A 22,366-nucleotide genomic window follows, 5' to 3' on the forward strand; every position below is an offset into this window, starting at 1 on the left:
GGACGAGAACCTGCGTGACCAGATCCGCGTCCGGCTGACCCCCTCCTACCTCGTCAACGAGTGGTCCGAGGTGCGCGGGGAGAACGGGCTGGTTCTGCACCTGCGCCACCGGGGGACCGTACGGACGGTCCGGGTGCGGTTGCGCCTCGGCGACCCCCGGCCGGCACCCGAACTGCTCGACGGGCTGGCCGAAGGGGTGCCGAACCGGGTCCAGCGCTGGGGCGCCGGGTACTCGGACACGGGGAACACCGCCGGCACGGCGGACCTGCGCACCTTCCAGTTGGCGGGCAGCCATGTCTGGCAGCCCTCGCTGGGCGTGCTGAGCCAGATCGCGATTCAGCCCCAAGTGACCCTCGTGCACAACCAGTTGTCGACCCAGGTGAGCGTCGTCAGCGCGGCGCAGGCGCTGTCGTTGGTCACCGTCTCGGGCGGGGCGGTGCCGTACGCGTACCGCATGCGGTGGCAGCTGCGGGTGGACACCGGAGCGGCCCCGGCCGACTGGACCACGGACCAGGAGGGTCCGGCCGGGGAACGGATGGCCGTCTGGTTCCCGGAGCACCTCACCCGCACCGATCCGCCCGGTGCGACGGACACCGCCGTCCCGGACACCGCGGCGGACGGATCCGACCAGGCGGCCGCGGCGCGGGCGGCGGCCGAGCGGGAACACGCCCCGCTCCGGACGGCGGTGCACGAGGTCCCGCTGTACGGGGTGGAGACGGTACTGAACCCGGAACGCGTCCTGCACGCCGCGGAGCAGGCGTTCGCGGATCATCTGGGCGCGATGTCGGGGGCCTCCCGCGAGGACCTGCAACGCTTCTTCGGTTCCCGCAGCATGCGGGACGCCCTGCCGAGGATGCTGAACGGCTGGCACGCCTCCCCCCTGCTGCTGGCGGCCGACGGCTCCGCGCTGGGCTTCATCCGGGTACGGGCCGACCTCGCGGACGACGGCCGGCAGACGGGCCCGACCGCCCCGGCCGCGGACCTGCAACACCAGGTGGTGCGTACCGTCCGGGTCGTCGGGCAGTCGACCGTCACCAACGCGGTGGGTGCCGACCTCCGCCTCACGGTCGGTTTCTCCGCTCCGCACGGTGACGCGGTGACCGCCCCCATCGGCGGCGCCTTGACGGTGAACGCCGGTGCCCGCCAGCAGGTGTCGTACGTCCTGGGCTCCGGCGGCGACCTCACCAGATCGCTGACCCTGCAGTCGGGCGGCCCGATGTTCCAGGTCGAGGGCCGGGTCACCTTCGAGATGCAGTTGGTCCTGCCCAAGGGCGGTGTCGCCCTGCCGTCCACGACCAGCCCCCTGCACGCGGGCGCCGACGGCGAGGGCCGGACGGCCTACCCCGTGGTGTTCCGGGTGCCGTCCCGGGCGGTGCTGGAGGGCGTGGTGGAGGCCGTTCCGCGCTCGCTGCCGCCCGAGATGGTGCGGCTGCGGTCCCTCGGGATCTCGACCACGACCCTGCGCGTCGACGGCGCGGAGCCGCTGTACGACATGGCCGGGCGGTGGCTGCGCGAGCACGGGTTCCTGCCGTCCGGAACGAGCGGCCGGTGGACCGGCGTTGCCACCCGCGCCCGATGGCTGGCCAACGCCCGTGCCCTGGACCACGCCCGCTCCGCCCAGACCCTGCGGGGCGCCGCGGACGAGCTGGTCGAGGGCGGCCACACGATATGGCTGGAAGTACCCGGCACCGGGGACGTGCAGCGGGTCCAGGTGCGGCTGACCGCCGAACGGATCGACGACGCGCCGGTCACCGCCGCCCGGTCACTGCCCGGTCTGCAGACCAACAACTGGTCCGGCTACAACCGCCCCGGCCAGGAAGGGCGCAAGGTCACCCCGATGGGCTGGTCGCTGACCGGCATGGGAGAGGTGAGCAACCCCCTGGAGTTCCACGGCCAGCTGCCGCTGCAGGGAGTGCGGCCGGAGTACACCGCCAGCGGCTCGAACGCCGAGGCCACCGCCACCACGTCGCTGGTCGGCCAGGAGAAGTACCTGTCCACCGCGGCCGGCGACGGGTTGCAGCTCTTCGAGATCCCGGTGCGGCTGCGACTGGACCTGCTGTGGAGCCACGGCCCGGCGCCCCGCCCGCTCGTCGCCGAAGGCACCCTCGCCGTGGCCGTACCCACGTACCGGACCGTGAGCGCGCCTCCGCGGGCCGAGTCCGCGTCGGACGCGCCGGTGGCGGTGGTGCAGGAACCCGTCGCGCCCGAGCCATCGATCCGCTCGGACGAGGCCGCGCACGGGTCGGAGGACGCCAGGTCGGGGCATCCCGGGGCGGAGGATTCGGAGTCGGAGACGTCCGACACGGAGTCGGTCGATTCGGTGATCACCGACGAGCCGCACATCGCCGTCCGGGTCACGGAGGAGGAACTGACGCGGCTGGCGGGCGACGGAGCGCCCGAGGTGCTGCGACGGCTGCCGGAGTCGGCCTTCGTGGACCGGGTGCTGGGCAGTGACACCCTGGTCCAGGTCGTGAGCCGACTGCTGGGCGCGCCCCGTACGGAGACGGAGGACGAGGACCTCTTCGACCTCACCGCCCTCCACCGGCAGGAGGAGACGGCGGACGAGGATGCCGAGGCGGTTGCCGCACCTTCGGCCGAGCGGACCGGCGATCTCGTGGCAGAGACCGCTGCCACGCCTCCGGCCGAGGCGACGGCCGGCCACGTGCCCGAGACCGCCGTCGCGCCGCCCGCCGCGACCGAGACCGCCGCCGCGCCTCCCGTCAAAACCCCCGCCGAGATCTGGGCCTCCGCCGGTGCCGGAGGGCCGCTGGGGTGGGCCCAGCGCCTGGCGGACGGGGCGTGGAGGTGGACGACGCGGACGACGGTGGGCGGCTCGCTCGCCGACCAGGACAGCATGGCCCAGCAGGTCCTGCGGTCCGCGCTCTCCTTCCACCAGCTGACCGCCAACGCCCTGACCGTCTTCGGCGACGGCCTGGTTCTGGAGGGCGCGGGCAGCTTCGGACTGGTCTCGGGCACGGACGTCTCGGTCGAGATCACCGGCTACCTGAGCGGTGTGCGCCGGCAGGAGGCCCCCGGCCCCATGAGCATGGAGAGCTGGCTGTACGCGTCGGACACCGTCACCTCCACCCGGTCGGTCGGCGGCGGAGGACAGACCGGAGTGACCGTCAGCGGCGCCTACACCCCTGGCGTCTCCCTCTTCCCGAGCGGGCGCTACGTGGACACCTCGGCCACCACCGTCAGTACGACCCACTCGGACAACGCTTCGGACGCCCGGGTCACCGCCCACAGCAGCACCCGGATGCAGCGGTTCACCGCAGACGCCACCTACCGGGTGACGGTCGGTCAGGGCAGGCGCAACGTCGTCTCGGGGACCCTGGCCGCCCGCCCCCACACGGTGCGGACCGTGGGCTTCCTGGTGCCGGACGCGGTGGAGTTCCTGCTCCCCGAGAGCGACCTGGCCAAGCACCCCGAGCTGGCGGCGCTCGCCGAGTTCACCCCGCCCGCCCAGGACCGGACGCTGATGCTGCCCCAGTGGTACCGGGACACCGGCCAGCTCGGTCAGGGCGCCGTCATCGGCGTCGCACTGGAGGGCCCGCGCGGACAGTTCCGGCAGAACCTCCTCGACACCATCGAGAAGGCCGCCCCCGGGGCGACCCGGCCGGGGGACGCCGGATACCTGCCCGGCCTCGCGTCCTGGGTCAGTGACCATTCCTCCTCGGTGGGGCTGCGCGTACCGATCGGCGCGGGCCCCCGGGGGACCGGCTCGATGCACTTCGTGCACCGGGGCTGGCTGGGTCTGGGCCCGCGCCTGGTGACGGTGGAGGTGAACGCCCGCCCGAGGCCGGGAACCGACCTCGACCAGATACGGGGCAGCGGCGTCGACGACACCGCGCAGCTGACCCACAGCGCCGCCCACGGCGGCGGACGGAACGCCGGCCTGGCCGAGCCGGGCGTCCAGACGCAGAGCGTCTCGTACAACAGGGCCCGCCAGCTGGAGGCCAGGCCGGTGCTGCAGTCCGGGGGCCAGCGCCTGCAGACCACCCTCACCGGGGCCCTCGAACGCGCGATCGGCACCTCCGCCACGTCCCAGCGTGAGACCAGGGCCTGGCAGCGCTCCGGCGAACTGGCCGAGTTCCAGGTGCCGTACCGGTACCGGGTCACCGTGCGCAGCAGCCCGATGTCCGGGGCCGCCGACGGGCCGGTCGCGGGTCTGGTCGCCGCGACCCTGGGCGGATTCGGGACGCGTGAGTTCCACGCCACGGCCGATGCCACGGCGACCCTGTGGTTCGACCGCGACGACCTGCCGACCGAGGCGGACCGGGCGGTTCCTCTCGTGCGGCCCGCCGTCTTCGAGCGGGACCCCGCCGACCGGACCGCCCCGCCGCCCGGCGCCCTCGTCATCGGTCTGGACGGGCTGACCGACGACGTGCGCGACGCCCTGGACGGCCAGGACTGGATGCCCGACCGGCCGTTCGCGCTCTACTCCTTCGACGCCGGCGTGGAGCTGGCGCGGGCCCTGCGTGAAGTCGACCCCGCGCTGTCGGGTCCCGACCGGATGCACACCTCGTTCTCGGACGAGAGCCTCATGATCCGGCTCTCCCGGCTGGTGCGCCCGGGGGACGGCGACGCGGGCAGGCGGCTCGACTCCGTCGCGGTGGGCCGCCTGATGGGACGTACCGGGGCCCATCCCGCCACCTCCGTACGGCTGCGGCTGCTGCCCCAGCAGATCCTCGCCACCGGCGACACCGCCCTGGACGACGTCCGGACGTCCGGCGACGCGTACACGACGACCGCCACGACCACGGTGACCCCCTCGGTCGCCTCCCTGTACACCGCCCGGGTGACCTCCGACGACACCAACCGGGTCCTCGTCTCGGCGCCGTTCGCCCAGAACGCGGGGGCGCAGGGGCAGTCGGGCGGCGGCAACAACTACCGGCGCGACTACCTGAAGTACGGACTGCCCGCGCGGGCCGGCAAGCCCGGACCCACGACCGGCCACCTGATCCGGGCACTGGCCGTCCTGCACGTCACCGGCCCGAAGGAGAACCGCTGGGTGCTCGGCACCATGGTCCTGCGCGCCATGGACACCCCGCCCCTGCGGACGATTCCGGCGGCCACTGGGACCCCGGCGGCGACGAAGACTCAGGCGGCCACTGAGACTCCGGCGGCGACGGACGGGAAGGCTCCCGGCAGCACCGCCGCTTCCGCCGAGCAGCGGGGCAAGGGCAAGGCGGCCGAGCGGAGCGCCGACCACCCGGAGCGCGTCCAGGACACCGAACCGGGCACCGAACCGGACACCGCCGAGCGGCCCACCACGGAACGGGGTACGACAGAACCGGGTACGACAGAACCGGATGCGGCCGAACTGGACACGGAGGACGTACGCCGGCTGGCCGAGCGGCTCGGCGTGCCCGACGACACGGTGCGGGCGTTGGCCGGCTCCGCGTGGCGCCATCTGGCCGCCCCCCTGGAGATCGGCCGGGAACCGGAGGTGCAGGCGCGGCTGGAGGCACGGCGGGCCGCCGTGGCGCGGATCGTCGAAACCCTGTACGCCCAGGGCCCCGAGGCCGCCCGTGATCTCGCCGACCGGCTGGCCGCGGACAACCCCGGGCTGCGTGCCGTGGGGGTGAAGCTGCGGGGCGGGGCGAGGAGCGGGCCGACGACCGGGACCACCGATGAGAACGGCGCCGGGGGCAGCGGGAGTACGAGCAACCCCCAGCAAGCCGTGGATCCGCACCCCGCACCGCCGGTCGCCCAGCCGCTCGACACGGTGTGGCGGCCGCCGTCGCCCGAACCGGAGTCGCCCCTCGGCACCGTCGTCCGGGAGCCGCGCCCGCCGCGCCCGTTGCCCGACCTCGCCGGCGTGTTCGCCGAGGACGGTGCGTGGACGGAGGCCGGGGGAGGGGACGGGCGCGAGGCCGGCCCGGTGTTCGCGCCGCCGGAGTACGCGGGGCGGCAGGGCGCCGGCCGGGAGCGCTACGCCTTCGCCGACGACCGGCTGCAGAACGCCGTCCGCGACGGCGTGCTCGGGCTCCTGCCGCGGGTAGCGCGAGCGGAGACCGAGCCGCTGCTCGACACCTACCTCGCCGCCGTCGACCCCGGCTCCGTCCTGCGCGAGGCGGTCGCCGGCGGACACACCGCCGTACTGCGGCCGCCCGGCGGCCCGCTCGCCGTCACGGTGCGGCTACGGCTCGCCGACTGGACCCAGCTCACGGGGCCGCGCGGTGAGCCCGTGGGCGACGCCGGGATACACGCGCTCCCGGACGACGGACCGCGGCAGACCGCCCGGCAGGTCAGGGCGTGGGGGGAGAGCACCTCGGCCGGCCGGACCGTCGACCACGCTCTGAACGTCTCGCTGCCGCAGCCGATCACCCAGGCACTCTCCTCCGTTTCCTCGCTGTCGGGGATCATCTCCGGCACGCAGTCGGTCTTCGGCGGCTATGCGAAGAAGACCGCCTACAGCGCTTCCACCACGCGGAGCTCCACGCGTACCGTCCGGCCGGCGTCCGACCCCGGGGAGGTGCGCTTCCTCCACGACGTGGAAGTGGGCCTGGAGGTCCGGCGTACCGGGCAGGACGATCCGCAGCGCGCCCGCACGGTCCTCGAACGGGCCCTCGTCGGTACCTATCCGCGCGGGGCCGTGCGCGCCCTGCCCAGGCCCGCCGGCACGGACCACGCCACCTCGGCGCTCCGGACCGAGCTGTCCGGCGAGCCCCGGACGAGCACCGCACACCTGTTCCAGGCCGCCGTCCCCGACGGGACGGACACCGTCTTCCGCACGTCCGGTCCCGCCACCGTGGGCCCTGCGGTCGCCTTTCCCGCGCTGTCCTGGGTGGACTCGGTGACCGGGGCCGAGGCGTACCGGGCCGCGGTGTTCGCCGCGGCCGGCCCTTCCCCGGCCGATCCGTTCTCGCCCTCCTTCGAGGCGCTGAACGACTTCGCCGGCGTCCACACCCTGCTGTCGGGTCTGCTCGACGCCACCGCCGGAGGTCTCCACTCGGCACGGCTGGAATCCGCCGACGGACGGTCCGACGCGGTCCGGGTCGACGCCACCTTCCACAACCCCCGGGCCGTGGCGGACACCACGGAGCCGTCCCGGATCGACGTCGAGGACGTCCACTCCGCCGCGGCGGGGGCGGCCTCCGTCCAGGGCGACGCCGCCAGTGCCGGAACCGGCTTCCTGCTGCCCCTGGTGAGGAGCGCTCTGGGCGTACCGGCCCTGGTGCCGCTGCCCAAGGCCACGTACAAGCGCTCGGTGCAGTACACCCGGCCGGGGCAGCAGGCCGACCACCTGGAGGTCCGGCGGCTCAGGCACACCGACGAGCCGACCACCGTCGTCGAGTACGACGTGCGCGTGGAGACCGGTTCGCTGAACGGGCGCCCCGGCACGCACACCTGGATCACCGCGCGGGTGCGGATGCTCACCGCAGACGCGGCACGCCTCGGACAACTCCCCCCGGCCGCCGACGCCCACCTCCCGGCACCGTCCGCGGACCCGGAGACCCTGGCCCGTACCGCTCCCGGCCGGGTGCTGACGCTGCCGCCCTCCACCGACGGATGGCTGCCGCCCACCAGCCGCATCGCCGAGATCGACCCGCGCGGCGCCGGGGAAGCGCTGACCCGCGCTCTCGACCTCGTCCGCGACCGCTTCCCCGCCTACCTGGCACCCCGCGCCCCCTGGCAGAACGCGCGGGACGCGCAGGACGCGCAGGACGCGCAGGGCGTGCTGGAGGCGCAAGGCCCGCAGGGCGCGAACGCCGGACCCCCGCCCGACGTGGCCACCGGGCGCCGCCCGCTCCACCGGACGCAGCCGCACCACATCGCCAACCACCTCGCCCTGGCCGAGGCGTTGAGCCCCGCCGCCCTGGCCGGGCGGGCGCACCCGCTGACGGGGCCCGGCCACACCCTCGTGCTCACGAGCCCCGTACCCGGCCGCCCGGGCGCGGAACAGCGCCTCCTGGTCACCGTCCGGGCGAGCCTGGAGCAGGCGGACTTCACCTACGCACGGACCCGGCGCGGCCAGACCGAGGTCGTCCAGGGCGCCTCCTTCCACCTGCTCACCTCCGCCCTGCGGAACTGGAAGGTCGCGGCGGGCCTCGGTATCAAGGTCGGCGGCACGTCGGAGGACTCCGCCGCCACGGAACCGAGCGGTCGCCTCACCCCCGGGGTGAGCTGGAGCGGCTCCGTCGACGAGACCGGTGGATTCTCGGCGGCCGGCGCCTTCGGCGGAGGATCGCTGTGGCTCGCCGAATTCGACGGCCCGGTCGTCCTCCACCTCTCCGCCACTCCGGTGCCGGCCGCAGGAGAGGCCGCCGCAGTCCCTGTGGAGGCCGCGCCGGTGACGGCCCGCGCGACGCTCGTGACGCCCGAGGACCTGGCCCTGGAACGGGACGAGGCCGGCCGGTCGCGCCCCACCCTGGACTTCGAGTCCCGGACCGACGGCAGCGGAGCGGTGACGCGGGTGCCGCGCACCGCCGAACCCGCGCCGCGCCGCTCCTGGACCCCGGCCGTGGGGGAGCGGCTGCCCCGGGACACCCTGCACCTGGTCCGCACCGACCACCTGTTCCCCGAGGCGGCAACCCTCCTCCGCGAGATCGGCGTGCCGCCGCTGGACCCCGCGGACGAGGCCGCCCTGCGCACCGCTCTGACCGGCCTGGCCCCCCGCGTCCGGGACCTCGGCGGCGCGCCCCGCCCGGTGTGGAGCCGCCCCGTCCCGGCCGGCACCCTCCGGACGGTGGGACGGGTGGAGGTCTCGGTCCGGGCCACCACCGCCGGACTGACCGCGGTCGGAGAGAGCACCCACGCCTTCCACTACGACCACTCCCTGGCCACCGCAGAGGTCCGCGACACCGAAACCCGCGACCGCATGGCCTGGGACGCGACCGCGGAGGGATCCCTCACCGGCACCCAGCGGGCCGGAACCGATCTGCCCGACTCCGACGACGCCACCCGGCTCGGCCTCGGCTACGGACGCAGCGCCCCGGTCTCCACCGGACGCACCGTCAGCGGGCGCGGCGACCGGACGCACACCACCGTGGACGACCACGTGTGGGCCCAGGCGCCCACCGACTTCGTGGTCACCGTGCGCCGGTGGGAGGAACTGCGGGTGAGCTTCGGGGACTACGGCTCGCGCCGGTACGGGGAGCGCGAGGTCACCGGCCGGCCGGTGCGCTCTCCCGGCCTGGCCCTGCTGCCCTCCCGGTCCGCCCGCACCCTCGGCCTGGTGGAGCGCCGGGACGGATCGCCCGACCGGGCCCCCGATCCCGCCGGTGCCACCGCTCCGGCGCCCGCCAACGTGCTGCGCGGCGACGGATTCGACCACGCCGTCCTGCTCGACGCCCCCGATCTCGGCCCGTTCGTCGACCAGGTGATGCCGCGCCTGCGGGACCTGGGGCTGCTCTCCCGGGAGCACGCCGAGGCGGTGGAGAGCGAGTTGTGGAAGGTGGCCGGACGGCAGGGCACGGCGGCCCTGCTGGAGACCATGCTCACCGGTCTGCCGATCCTGGTGCCCGACCGCAACGCGTACAGCACCTCGATGGCACGGCTCGTCCTCACCGCGGAACTGCTCGACCCGCGCGCGGCCGGCCGGGAGCCGGGCGAACACGTCCTGGAGAGCGCGAACGGGCGCGCGTGGGAGAACAGCCGCGCCGAGAGCACGGAAACCAGCCACCAGGGACATGCCGCGCTCGCCGCGACCTCCGACCAGTACGACCTGATCGCGTCCGGAGCCACGAACCGCCTCAAGCCGACGGTCACCCGGTCCGACAGCCTGCGTACCCGCACCTCGGACCAGCGGGACACCGCCGTGGTGACCGTCCTCCACCCGCACGTCACCGCCTTCGACGTACGGCTCACCGCCGAACTGGAGGTGCACCGCGCGGTCGCCACCGCCCCCACGCCGCTCGGCGGGCTGATGCCGCTGATCGGACGGGAGGAGCGGCACGTGCTGGGAGTCCGGGTCTTCCCCGGCGCGCTGCGGCTGGGGCACCCGGAGCAGGTGACCCGGCACGACCCGGTTCCGGCGCCACGCCCCGCGACGGCGCACGAACCCGCCGACGTGGAGCGGCCGCGTCCGGAGCCGCTCCTCTCCGCGGAGGCGCTCCGGGAAGCCTTCGTCGGCACCGTCGCCGATCTGCCCGGTCTGCGGCGAGCGGCCGAGTCGCTGTTCACCGGCCGTGACCTGTGGACCAGCCCCTCACGCGCCCCCCACTCCTGGCAGGGCGGCCTCTTCCTGGTGCGCTCCAAGATCGCGGCCGTCTTCAGCCCGCCCTACATGAACCAGTGGTTCCTCACCCTGGCGGCGGGAGGCACCCTCGACGAACCGGTGACGCTGCCGAGAACCGCCAACACGGACCTGCCCGCCCGGCTGCGGATCAGCGCGGACGTCCGAGGCCTGCGGGTGGTGCCGTCGGGTCCCGACGGGGCGCTCCCCGACACTGTCGCCAAGGACCCGACGCGCTCCGTGCTGCTCCCGGCCGGCCGTTCCGGCACGGACGCCGTGCGCCTCGGCGGCCCGCTGAGCGGCGACTCCTCCGCCTCGGCCGTCCGCCCCCGGACCGACGCCGCGACGATCCGGCTCACCGGCCCGGACCGCCGGATCGGCCGGTCCTACGCGCGAGTGGAGGCGGACTCGGTCACCTGGCACCTCGTCCTCCGGCCGACGACGGGTGACCCCCGGGCGGTACGGGCGACCGTGACCGACCGGGCGGCCGTCTTCTACGTACCCACCGAGAGCCTGTCCGAGCTGCCGGCCCGGACGGACGCCACCCCCGCGGCGAGGGCCGACGGCCCGGGGACGTCCGATGCCGACCACTCCCAGGACGCTCCGGCAACGGGCGAGGGCCGGCGCGCGGGCACGGGCCAGGGCCGCCGCGCGGGCAAGGGCAAGGCGACCGAGTCCGAGCAGGGCGAGTCCGGGCAGGCCGACTCCGCGCGGGCCGACTCGGAGCCGGCCGACGCCGCGCGGGGGCCCGTGGCCGAGACCTTGACGCCCGATCAAGTGAGCCGCGCGGCACAGGAGTTCACCGGGGCGATGCTCGCCCTCGATCGTGCGCGAGAGGCACTGGCGGCTCTGGAGGAACGGGAGGCGCACACCAGCGCGGGCAGGTCCGACGACACCGTCCGCGCGACCGAGGCGGCGCGGCGGGAGGTGGAAGCGGCCGGACGGCGGGCCGCGGCGGCCGACCGCGTCATGGGCCTGGTGGACAGCGTGGAACCTGCCACCTTCCCGATGCCCACCGAGGCCGAACTGCGCGCGAACCCGCGCGCGTTGGGCGCGGGCCCGCTGGACCGCTTCCGCAGGTGGCTGGACGGGGCCGCCTCCGCCCGCCAGGACGACACGACGGGCGTGACGCCCCGTACGGAGGCGCAGGAACCGGCCCCGGACCGCGCCGAAGCCACCGGCCCGCACTTTCTGGAGCCCCTCCCGGAGTGGGCCGCCGCCCCGGACGACGAGTCCGCCGCGCTGACGGAAACCCGCCCGGCCGAGTCCCGCCCGGCCGAGGTGGCGAACACCGTGGCCGAGGCACCGGCCCTGCCGGCCCCGCCCGCCCGCCTCACCGGGGGCATCCTCGGCGCCGGGGACGTGGTGCACCGCCTCGGCGCGGGGCCGCAGGACTTCACCCTCAGGATGGCGGACGCGCTCGCCGAGCCGCTGGGCACCGACAACGCCGACCTCGCGCGGGACCAGATCGCCGAGCATCTGCAGACCGAGCACCTCGGGTCGTGGCTGTTCGGACTCAGCAACGGCGAGACGCGGAACCTGACCATCGACACCCCCGGCTGGCAGGGCCGTATCCCGCTGCGCGCGACACTGCGCAACGCCCGGACGACGGGCACCGTCGCCAAGTTCGAGTTCGAGCCCGGTGTCGAGTCCGGGACGGGCACGGCCGTGGGGTACGACGCCAACCGCGGCTGGAACGCGGGTGTCGCGGCGCGCGGCACCTTCCCGTTCGTCCGCCTGGACCTCGGTGCCACGTACGCGCGCGAGAGCGGCCAGGGCACGATCTACCAGGACATGAGCCGGATGACCGCCCGGGGCAAGACGGTCTCCAAGGCTCTGGCGGTCACGGTGGACGTGCGCTTCGAGCTGGACCTGTCGCATCTGGTCCGGGGCGACGGCACCGCCCCGCCCGAACCGCTGACCCGTAAGACGGTCACACTCCCGGCCACGCTGTCCACGCCGTACGCGGACTCGCCCTCCGTCCCGCCGGCCGGCACCGCCCGTTCGGTGCCGTCGTACATGAGCCGGATGCGGGCGCCGGGCCCCTTCGACCTGTTGGTGGACTCGTATCCGGTGAACGCGGACGGCGCTCGCCGCGACGGAGGGCTGAACGCGATCCTGCGGCAGCCCCTGCCGCGCGTATCCGACCGCTCTCCCCGCGACGCGGCCGTGGAGGTGTTCGGCAGCGCCCGGGACGCGGACGAGGTACTGGCCGCCCTCGAACAACTGGTGCCGTTCACCGCGCTGCATCAGCAACTGCGGACCCTGATGTGGGCCGGTCCGCTGATCGTCGACCTGCCGGACGGTCTCGGACGGGTCGAGCTGGAGGCCGAACTGGGCGCGGCGAGGTTCGCCCACCACACGGAGAACGGCACCGAGTTCAACGTCGGCACGAGCACCGGCCAGTCCGTCCTGACCAGCTCCGCGCACTCCCGGTCGACCAACCTCGCCGGAACCCTGCAGGGCAATCAGCTGGGCGACACCACGTCCTGGATCCTCCCGGGCATGGCGGAGCCGTCCGGCCTCAAGGCCCTGGTGGGGGCGAACCGTACGGCCGCGAAGGAGGCCAACACGCTCCAGGAGGAGTCCGCCACCACCGGCGCCACCGTCAAGGCGAAGGTGCCGAGCTCCGTGTTCGACACCACCGTGGTCCTCACCGCGCGGTTCCGGAACGCCGACGGCCGTACCGCGGAGGGGCGGGCTCCGATGGGCGCCAGGTTCATCGTGCGGACGTCGGACACCGACGAGGCCGCGGACGGGTCGGGGACATGGGCCTCCTCGTGGATCGAGCGGGGAACGGCACCGGCCGAGCCCCGCAGCTTCGTCCTGCCGGTCTTCCGGGCCGGTGACGTCGTGCACCGCCCGGAACTCGAACTCTCCGACGACTCCGTGGTCCTCGCGCTGCTCGCCGGCGGCGGCGTGGCCATCCCGGAGCTGACCCCCGTCCCGGTCTCCTCCGCGCCGCAGACACGGGTACGGGCCCCGGGGGGCAACCTCGTACGGGCCCGGTTGCAGGCTCTGGGCTCGGTGGTGGACGAGAGCTGGAGCCGGCACGAGGCCGCGATCCAGAACGCCTTCAGCTCGGAGCGGCTGGCGGCGAACCTCGCCCTGATGAGCCGGGGCGTGCTGCGCGGGCCTTCCTTCGACAGCAGCGCGGCCCACGACAGGGCCCGCATCGTCTCGTCGGCACGGGTGCGGAGCCTGGCCTACCTGAAGGTCGTCCCGGGCTCCGAGCTGAACGTCGTCAACGAGGTCGGTTCCTCCTCCGCGGTGCGCAGCGGCTTCTCCACCCTGAACCAGGGCCAGGCCGCCGGAGGCGCGTCCTTCGGCTTCACGGCCGGCACGTCGTGGCAGCCGACGGCGGGCTGGGGGCGGGGGAAGCGCGAGCGCGAGTTCTTCCGTACGGCGCAATCGGCCAAGGAACTCGCCAACAGCAAGTTCAAGGAGGAGATGGCCCTCTACGCGGGCGAGGCGGTGTTCCGCTTCGGGGTGATCGGCGGCCAGGGGCGGCAGACGCGCGGTACGGCCACGAACGAGGGCGACGACGTCGTCGTGCCGTTCTTCGTGGCGATCCCGACCCGGCTGACCCGGCCCCACACGGTGGAGCGGGCCGGAGCGCAGATCTTCCGTGCGCAGGCCGCCGCGCCCGCCGAGGCGTCCGGACCCGCCGAGGCGTCCGGACCCGCTGAGGCGTCCGGACCCGCTGAGGTTGCCGTACCGGCGGGGGAGTCCGCGCTGATTCCCGTACCTGCGGCGGAGTCCGCGCAGGTGCCCGTACCCACGACGGATCCCGGCCCCCCGCCGTCCGTGCGTGACCGGTCCGTGCTGCCCGTGGACACGCAGATCCTCTCCCTGGGAAACAAGGGACAGAACGTCTCCACGAGGGTGTTCCGCTCGCTCCGCGTCCGGTTGGGGGAGAGGGAGCTGGCCGAGGAGGAGGCGGCGTACGAGATGCTGCTCAGCCCCGGCTTCCTGCGGCCCCGGCTCGCCTCCCTCTCCTCCGCCTCGGCACGCAATCTGCGTACGCCCGAGCCCCGGAACCCGATTCCCGTGCACACCGTCACCGGCCGCCACTCACGGGTCGTTTTCACGAGCGTCGGGGCCCACGATTTCGCCTTCGAGCGGACCGTGAAGTCGTTCGAGGCGGAGACGGGGACGGAGGAGAGCGCTGTCACCGGACACGCCGAAGACCGGATGCAGCGCACCACGCGCATCCTCGACAGCGTGGTGACCGCGCCGTACACCACCATCCAGAACACCGTCACAGCCAACCAGGACACCAGTCGCAGCACGGTCACCGATGCGGGCACGACCCTCGGGAGGAAGACCAAGGCCACCGAGTCCTACGGGGTGTTCAACGGCACCGTGCGGCTGCGGGGACGCGTCGAGTACCGGCGCGGGGACACCTGGGCCGCCCCGGCCGACCCGTTCACGGTGGACGTGCCCGTCCGCGCCGCCTTCCCCACCGCCCACCTGGTGCGGCCCGGCGGCAGCCCGGTGCTGAACACCGGAGGAGGAACCCGGCGGCCGTCGCGGAGCACGCTGTTCAGCCGTCGGCTCCGGGAGAGCGACGTCACCGGCCGGGTCCAGGTGCTGTTGCCCGACGACGCTCCCGGTGGCCCGCTGGGCGACCTGGAGGCCCACGGCGTCGCGCTCTTCGGCCGCGAACAGTGGGCCAGGAGCAGCCAGGTGCTGGCCCACAAGGTGCGGTCCACCGACCTGACCGCCGCCGCCCGGGGCGCCTTCGACGGCCAGCCCGTCGTCCTCACCTTCCCCGGCGGCCACGCGGAGGTGACGTTGATGCTGCGCGGCACGACGGTGCCGGAACACGACCGGCAGGTCGACACCGTCGAGTTCAACATCGGCAACTCCCGCGAGCACAACGAGGACAGCGTCGACGGTGACAACACGCAGTCCCGCGCCACCTCCACCTCCCAGCGCATGAGCGTGACCGGCAGGGCCGAAGCGGTGCCCGGCGTCGCACCGTTGGGCACCCTCGCCCACCAATGGACCAAGGCCCAGGAGAACTCCGAGTCCCGGCTGACCAACGTCGGCGCCGGGGGCGGGACCAAGAGTAAGACCGAGGGGTCCGTCTTCCGCGACGAGGTCGACCTCCTCCTCACGGTGCACCGCGACTTCGCCGGTTCCCGGGCCAGGTTCGCCGCGATGAAGCTGTTCGTCGCGGACAACTGGCAGGCCCGTGCCATGCGGAAGAGGGTCGAGCGCCAGCAGGAACTGCTCGCTGCCCTGACGGCCGTCGCCGCGGAGGAACAGCAAGCGGTACCGGGCCGTGCGGAAGACGCCCGTGCGGAAGACGCCCGGGACGCCCGTACGGAAGCCGGCCCCGCTCCTGCGGACGTGGGCGCGGACGTCGCCGGGCCGGTCCCGGGCGCTGCCGGGCCCGGGAGGGTCACGGCGGCGGCCACCCCGGCCGCCGCCAGGACGAAGCCCGCACCGACCGACGTCGAGAAGTGGGCGATCCAGCGGGCCGGCCAGTTCAGGGCCACGCTGCCGGCCCGGATGACCCACACCTCCCCCACCCGCACGACCGGGATCGTCGGACCCGCAGCGGCTTCCGTATCCGCGCAGCAGACGGAGCAGAACCCCCCGCCCCGGCGGATCACGGCACCGATGCTCCATGGGACCACGGTCCAGATGCGCTCACTGTCGTCCATGGAGAGCGTCCGCAGCCTCGTCGCCGGCCGGGGCGCGGAGCTCTACGGCTCCTGGAACTCCCGTCACGGCGCCTCCTCACGGACCCACGGCCAGTACGTGGTGGACAGGCTCAGCCGGCCCGCGCTGATGGCGTGGCTCAGCGACCGGCTGACCAACCCGGAGCGCACGGACGCGCTCGTCGTCCGGGTGGGGGGCGTGCCGGGCGGGGCCATCACCGTCCGCGTCGACACCCACTTCAAGGACGCGCTGACGTACGCCGGACTCGACAAGGAGGCGGAGACGGTCACCACGTCGATCACGGGCAACCGCATCGACCTCTCGGGGAGCACCTCCTCGGCGCACGCGGGAATGGCGGAGTTCGGCGCCGAGTTCGGGTACAGGCCGGCGCTCGCCCGGGTATCCGCGCGCGCCGGAGGAGGGTCCCGCACACGCGGCACCGACCGCAGCAGGGAAGCCGGACGCACCATCCTCAACAGCAAGACCCCGGTGCCCCACGTGCTCTACGAGGGGCATGTGCTGCTGCAGTTCACCTTTCTGCGCGACAACAGCCCCCTGGAGAGAAGCAGTTACGGAGCCATCCCCTTCGAGCTGGCCGTGCCGCGTGACGAACTCCGTGCTCTGCCGGCCATCACGGAGGAGGAGACGCGCCCTCAGGAGCGGCAGCCGTCCCCGGAAGACCGAGGCGGCCAGGAGCACGCCGGCCGGGAGCACGCCGACCGGGAGCAAGCCGGCCGGGAGCAACCCCTGCCGGAGAAGCCGGGCGACATACCGCTCGACGACCTCGCGGGACGGTCCCGGCACGACGGCGCGGTGCCGCGCACGCAGGAGGCTCAGCCCCAGCCCGAGCCGCCCCCGACGCCGCCGCCCGCGCCCTCTGCACCCCCTGCGTCCCCTCCCGCTCCGACCCCTGCCCCGGCTCCCCTGCCGGACCGGGGGCCGACGGTCACCAGTGGCTCTCCGCCGCCTCCGCCCGGGGCCCGGCCCCGCCGCTCGTCCCTCCCGACCACCGGGACCCGGGACCGCGGCCACCTCCGACCGCGGCCCTCGCTGAGCGGGCTGCACCGCTTCGGGCAGGGCGACAGGGACAAGGGCAGGGACAGGGACAGGGACAGAGGGGCGGACGGAAGCACGGAAAAAGGGAAGTGATCCCGTGCGTCCGGGCACGGTGCCGACGCGGGGCGGTGTGCCCGTCGCGGTTCTCCTACGATCACGCCCGGGTCCCGTCACCCACCGCCGGTCGACGGCCGCCGTCCGCGCTCCCCGACCGAGAGGCTCGCACGTGGCACAGCAGGAAACGGGCACCGGGCGTACCTCCCGGCCCTCCCGGGATCCGGCGGGCGAGGACGACCGTGCCCCCCGCGCGCACCTCACCCGGCACCTGCTGACGGGAGCCGTGGGGCTCTGCCTCCTGGTGCTGGTGACACCGGCGTTGTTGCTGGACGACTCCGACCGGTCGGGGCGCCCCGAAGCGGCCGCCCCCACCGAGGACCACGAGCCGAGGCGCCCCAGCCCCTTCGCCCGCACCGGCGCGACACCCTCGCCCCGCTCCCGGCCCGAACCGGCCCCCAACGCCCCGTCCGCCTCCGGCCCCCCGGGCGCCCCTCCCGCACGGAGTGCGCCCGAGCCCGTCGTCGAGGCGTCCCCGGCACACGCGGCGGGAGACCCGACCGACTCCGAGGCCCCCGCCGGAACCTCCGACGTCAGCGGCGCCCGAACCGGGACGCGGCGCGGGACGGACGGAGTGGTGCGGGGCACCAGCGTCCTGGAACCCGGGCAGAACTGGTCCACCCTCCTGGTCGTCCTCGCCTTCCAGAGCGACGGGAACCTGGTGCTCTACGACCGGGAGAGCCGCCCGCTGTGGGCGTCCGGGACCGTGGGGCAGGGCGCCAGGACCGTCTTCCAGGCCGACGGCAACCTGGTCGTCTACACGCGGGACATGCGGACCGCCTGGTCCTCCCGGACCGACGGCCACGACGGCGCCGAACTGGTGCTGGGGGACGACGGCAACCTCCTCGTCCGCCAGGGCGGCACGCGGCTGTGGGCGACGGACACCGCCGTGCGACAGCCGTGACCCGGACAGCCGTGACCCGGACACCCGCGACCCCCACTGCCGTACGCACCCGACCGCACGCCCCACCGCCCCACCGGCCGCCAGGACCAGGAGGACCAGGAGGACCAGGAGAATCGGGAGGACCGGGAGGACCGGGACCGGGAGGACCGCACGCCGCGCCCGCCACCCGGCCGGGCGGCCGGCACGCCCCGCCACCCCGCCGGGAGTTCGGGCAGTACCCGTGCCCGACCAGGCAGGACGCCCCCTGCGCGCTGGCCGCCCCGGGGCCGTCTTCCTATGTTTTCCCTACCTGGGGTCGTGCCCGCCGAACCCGCCGCGCGGACGGCACCCGGCACGGCACCTCACGGCGTTGCCGGACCACCCGAGTGCATCCGGTCTTCACCCGCTGATCCGACGCGAATCGTTCGGACACGACACAGATGCCTGCCACCGGGCTGGAGATGGACCAGATGAACACCGTGGTTGTGAAACGCCCACCGCGCGTGTCGGGGCCCGAAGTACCGGAGGACCGCATCGAACTGGCCGAGCCGCCCGTGCTCGGCGAACCCGCGGCGGCCGATCTCGGGTCCGTCATGGTCGTCCTGCCGATGGGCATCGGCTTCGGGGCGATGGCGCTGATGTTCACCGTCGGCGGCTCCACCTCCACGTACATGATGTCCGGGATGATGGGCGTCGGCATGATCTCCATGGGCATGGGGCAGATCGGTCGCGCCGGGCTCGACCGCAAGCGCCGGATGCGCGCCGAACGCCGCGACTACCTGCGCTACCTCGCCCAGCTCCGGGTCCGGGCCAGACAGGCCGCCCGGGACCAACTGGCCGCGGCCGTGTGGGAGAACCCGCCGCCCGACCGGCTGTGGTCGTTCGTGCGCTCGGCGCGGGTGTGGGAGCGCCGGGCGGCCCACGACGACTTCGCGAAGGTACGCATCGGGCTCGGCACCCGCCGCGCCGCCCTCGAACTCGTCCCCCCGGAGACCAAGCCCGTCGAGGACCTCGACCCGCTCGCCGCGATCTCGCTCCGCCGGTTCACCGCCGCCTTCCAGACCGTGCAGGGCATGCCGTTCCCGGTCGGCCTGCGCAGCTTCAGCAGCGTGGAATGGGCCGGTGACGTCGAGGACGCGCTCGACCTGGTGCGCGCCGTGCTGGGGCAGCTCGTCACCCTGCACTCGCCCGACGAACTGCGGGTCGCCGTGCTGACCGACGAGGCGGGCCGGGAGGAGTGGGAGTGGGTGAAGTGGCTGCCCCACAACGCCCACCCGCGCGAGCACGACGAGGCCGGCCCGCTGCGGCTCATCGCCACCGACCACGCGGAGTTCACCGATCTCCTCGGGCCGGACGTCTTCGACCGGCCCGACCACGATCCGCAGGCCACCCCCAGCGCCGCCGAACCGTTCCTCGTCGTCGTCGCCCACCGCACCGCGATCCCCCCGGGCTCCCGGCTGCTCGGCGCCGGCCTGCGCAACACCGTCCTGCTCGACGTCACCGGCGCCATGCACGGCGGCAGCGGCGTCCTGCGGCTGACCACCGAGAACGGCAGGGTCTCCTTCCCTGTCGCCGACACCACGGCCGAGGCCGACGCCGACGTGCTGAGCCGCCCCGAGGCCGAGAACCTGGCCCGGCTGCTGGCCCCGATGCGTACCAGCGGCACCATCGACCTGACCGACAACCCCTTCGAGTCCGACTTCGAACTCACCACCCTGCTCGGCATCCGCGACCCGCGCACCTACGACGTGGCCGCCCACTGGCGCCGCCGCCTCGACCAGAGCACCCGGCTCCGGGTGCCCATCGGAGTCACCGAGGACGGCGAGGTCGTCGAACTCGACCTGAAGGAGTCCGCCCAGACCGGCATGGGACCGCACGGGCTGCTCATCGGCGCCACCGGCTCCGGCAAGAGCGAGCTGCTGCGCACCCTCGTGATCGGGCTCGCCGTCACCCACTCCTCCGAGGTCCTCAACTTCGTACTGGTGGACTTCAAGGGCGGCGCCACCTTCATGAACATGGAGCGGCTGCCCCACACCTCCGCGGTGATCACCAACCTCGCGGACGAACTGCCCCTGGTCGACCGCATGCAGGACTCCATCGACGGTGAACTCATCCGCCGCCAGGAGCTGTTGCGCGCGAGCGGCCACGCCTCCCTGTACGAGTACGAGAAGGCCCGGCTGGGCGGCGCCCCGCTGGCTCCGCTGCCCTCGCTGCTCGTCATCGTCGACGAGTTCTCCGAACTGCTCGCCGGGAAACCCGAGTTCACCGATCTCTTCGTGACCATCGGACGGGTCGGCCGCAGTCTCGGCGTCCACCTCCTGCTCGCCTCCCAGCGGCTGGACGAAGGGCGCATCCACCGCGTCGAAGGACACCTCTCGTACCGGATCGCCCTGCGCACCTTCTCCTCCATGGAGTCGCGCAGCGTGATCGGTGTGGCCGGGGCCTACGAGCTGCCCTCCGTGCCCGGCAACGGTTTCCTCCGGGTGGACACCACCAACCTGGTGCGGTTCAAGGCCGCCTACGTCTCCGGTCCGTGCCCCCAGAGCCCCACCGGCGAGGACGCCGAACGGCCGGACCTGGCGGCGGCCGGGGAGATCGTGCCGTTCGGACTCGACCAGCGGCCGGCCGCGGCGGGTCCGCCCGAGGAGCAGGAAGAGACCGCCCCGCGGCCCCCCGCCGAGCCGGACCGGCCGGCCGAGAGCGACGGGACCCTGCTGGACGTCCTCATCGAACGGCTGGCGGAAGCCGGCCCTTCGGCCCGGCAGGTCTGGCTCCCGCCGCTCGCCGACCCGCCCAGCCTCGACCAACTGCTGCCCGGCATCGTCCCCGACCCCGTCCGCGGCATGACCGCCGCCGAATCCTCGCTCCTGGGCCGCCTGCGCGTACCGCTCGGCATGGTCGACCGGCCCCACGAGCAGGTACGCGAACTGCTGGTGGCCGACCTCTCCGGGGCCGGCGGACACGTCGGCGTGGCCGGCGCGCCGCAGACCGGCAAGTCCGCGCTGCTGCGCACCCTGATGATGTCGCTGGCCCTCACCCACACCCCGGAAGAAGTCCAGTTCTACTGCCTGGACTTCGGCGGCGGCGGCCTGGTCTCGATCGCCGGGCTTCCGCACGCAGGCTCCGTCGCCACCCGCCTGGAACGCGACAAGGTACTGCGCACCGTCGAGGAGATCACCCAACTCCTGGAGCGCCGCGAGCAGACCTTCACCAGCCGCGGTGTGGAGTCCATGGCCGCCTACCGGCACCTGCGCCGCACGGGCGAGATCGACGACCCCTACGGCGACGTCTTCCTCGTGGTCGACGGGTGGGGGACCCTGCGCCAGGACTACGACGAGCTCGACGACCGCATCACGGCGCTCGCGGCACGCGGCCTGTCGTTCGGCATCCACCTGGCGGTCTCCGCCGTGCGCTGGTCGGAGATCCGGCCCCGCCTGCGCGACCTGCTCGGCACCCGGCTCGAACTCCGGCTCGGCGACTCGATGGAGTCCGAACTCGGCGCCCGCCAGGCGGCGGGCGTCCCGCAGCACCCCGGCCGCGGACTCACCAGCTCCGGACACCACTTCCTGTCGGCGCTGCCCCGCCTGGACAGCTCCTCCGCCACGGACGACCTCACCGCGGCCACCAAGATCGCCGCGGCCGAGATCGGAACCTTCTGGACCGGCCGCACCGCGCCCGGCGTCCGGCTGCTGCCCAGCAGACTGCCCGTCGGCCGGCTGCCCGCCGCCGAGGGCGACCTGCGGGTCGGCATCGGCTGGGACGAACAGCGCCTGCAGCCGGTGTGGCACGACTTCTCGGCCACCTCCCACCTGATGGTCTTCGGCGACGGCGAGACCGGCAAGACCAACCTGCTGCGGCTGATGGCCCGCGCCATCACCTCCCGGTTCCGGCCGGAGGAGGCGCGCATCCTGCTCGGCGACCCCGACCGGGGACTCCTGTCGGCGGTCCCCGAGGAGTACCGCGTCGGCTACGCCGTCGACAGCCAGGGGCTGAAGGAACTCGCCGCCAGCACCGTGGTGTCGATGAGCAAACGGCTGCCCGGCAGCGACGTCACCCCGGAACAACTGGCCCGGCGGGACTGGTGGCAGGGACCGCGGCTCTTCCTCCTCCTCGACGACTACGACATGTTCGTCAGCAGCTCCCTCGACAGCCCGACCGCACCCCTGGTGCCCCTGCTCGCCCAGGGCGCCAACATCGGGATGCACCTGGTCCTCGCCCGGTCCACCAGCGGCGCGATGCGCGCCATGATGGACCCGGTGCTGCGCAGGCTGTGGGAGCTGGGCAACCCGGCGCTGCTGCTCTCCTACCCGAAGGAAGAGGGCAAGTTCATCGGCGAGGCCAAGCCCCGCACCCTCGTCCCCGGCCGCGCCCAACTGGTCACCCGACGCGGTGTCCGGCTCGTCCAGACCGGACTGGTGGACCAGGAGTGACCGGGCGGCGCCCCCCTTCCCCCGCAC

At 74.1% G+C, this 22,366-nt stretch carries 3 protein-coding genes (1 of these 3 only partly in view); all 3 read left to right on the forward strand.

The genetic code is table 11. From position 1 onward, the window contains the following. Positions 1-17,005, forward strand: the 3' portion of a protein-coding gene (locus OG599_RS31635) for a WXG100-like domain-containing protein (protein ID WP_327179395.1). Its footprint begins 17,234 nt before the window's first position; 17,005 of the gene's 34,239 nt are visible here — the last part of the coding sequence; its start codon lies beyond the left edge, outside the window; it ends in the stop codon at positions 17,003-17,005. Positions 17,006-17,138: 133 nt separating this feature from the next. Further along, positions 17,139-17,930 carry a hypothetical protein gene (locus tag OG599_RS31640; protein WP_327179396.1) on the forward strand — a complete coding sequence of 264 codons (792 nt, stop codon included), beginning with the start codon at positions 17,139-17,141 and terminating at the stop codon, positions 17,928-17,930. A 419-nt stretch (positions 17,931-18,349) separates the two neighbouring features. Next, positions 18,350-22,339 (forward strand): type VII secretion protein EccCa, encoded by a 3,990-nt coding sequence (eccCa, locus tag OG599_RS31645; RefSeq protein ID WP_327179397.1) that lies wholly within the window; start codon positions 18,350-18,352, stop codon positions 22,337-22,339. Positions 22,340-22,366 lie beyond the last annotated feature (27 nt).

It is taken from the genome of Streptomyces sp. NBC_01335, from assembly GCF_035953295.1.
Classification (GTDB): Bacteria; Actinomycetota; Actinomycetes; order Streptomycetales; family Streptomycetaceae; genus Streptomyces.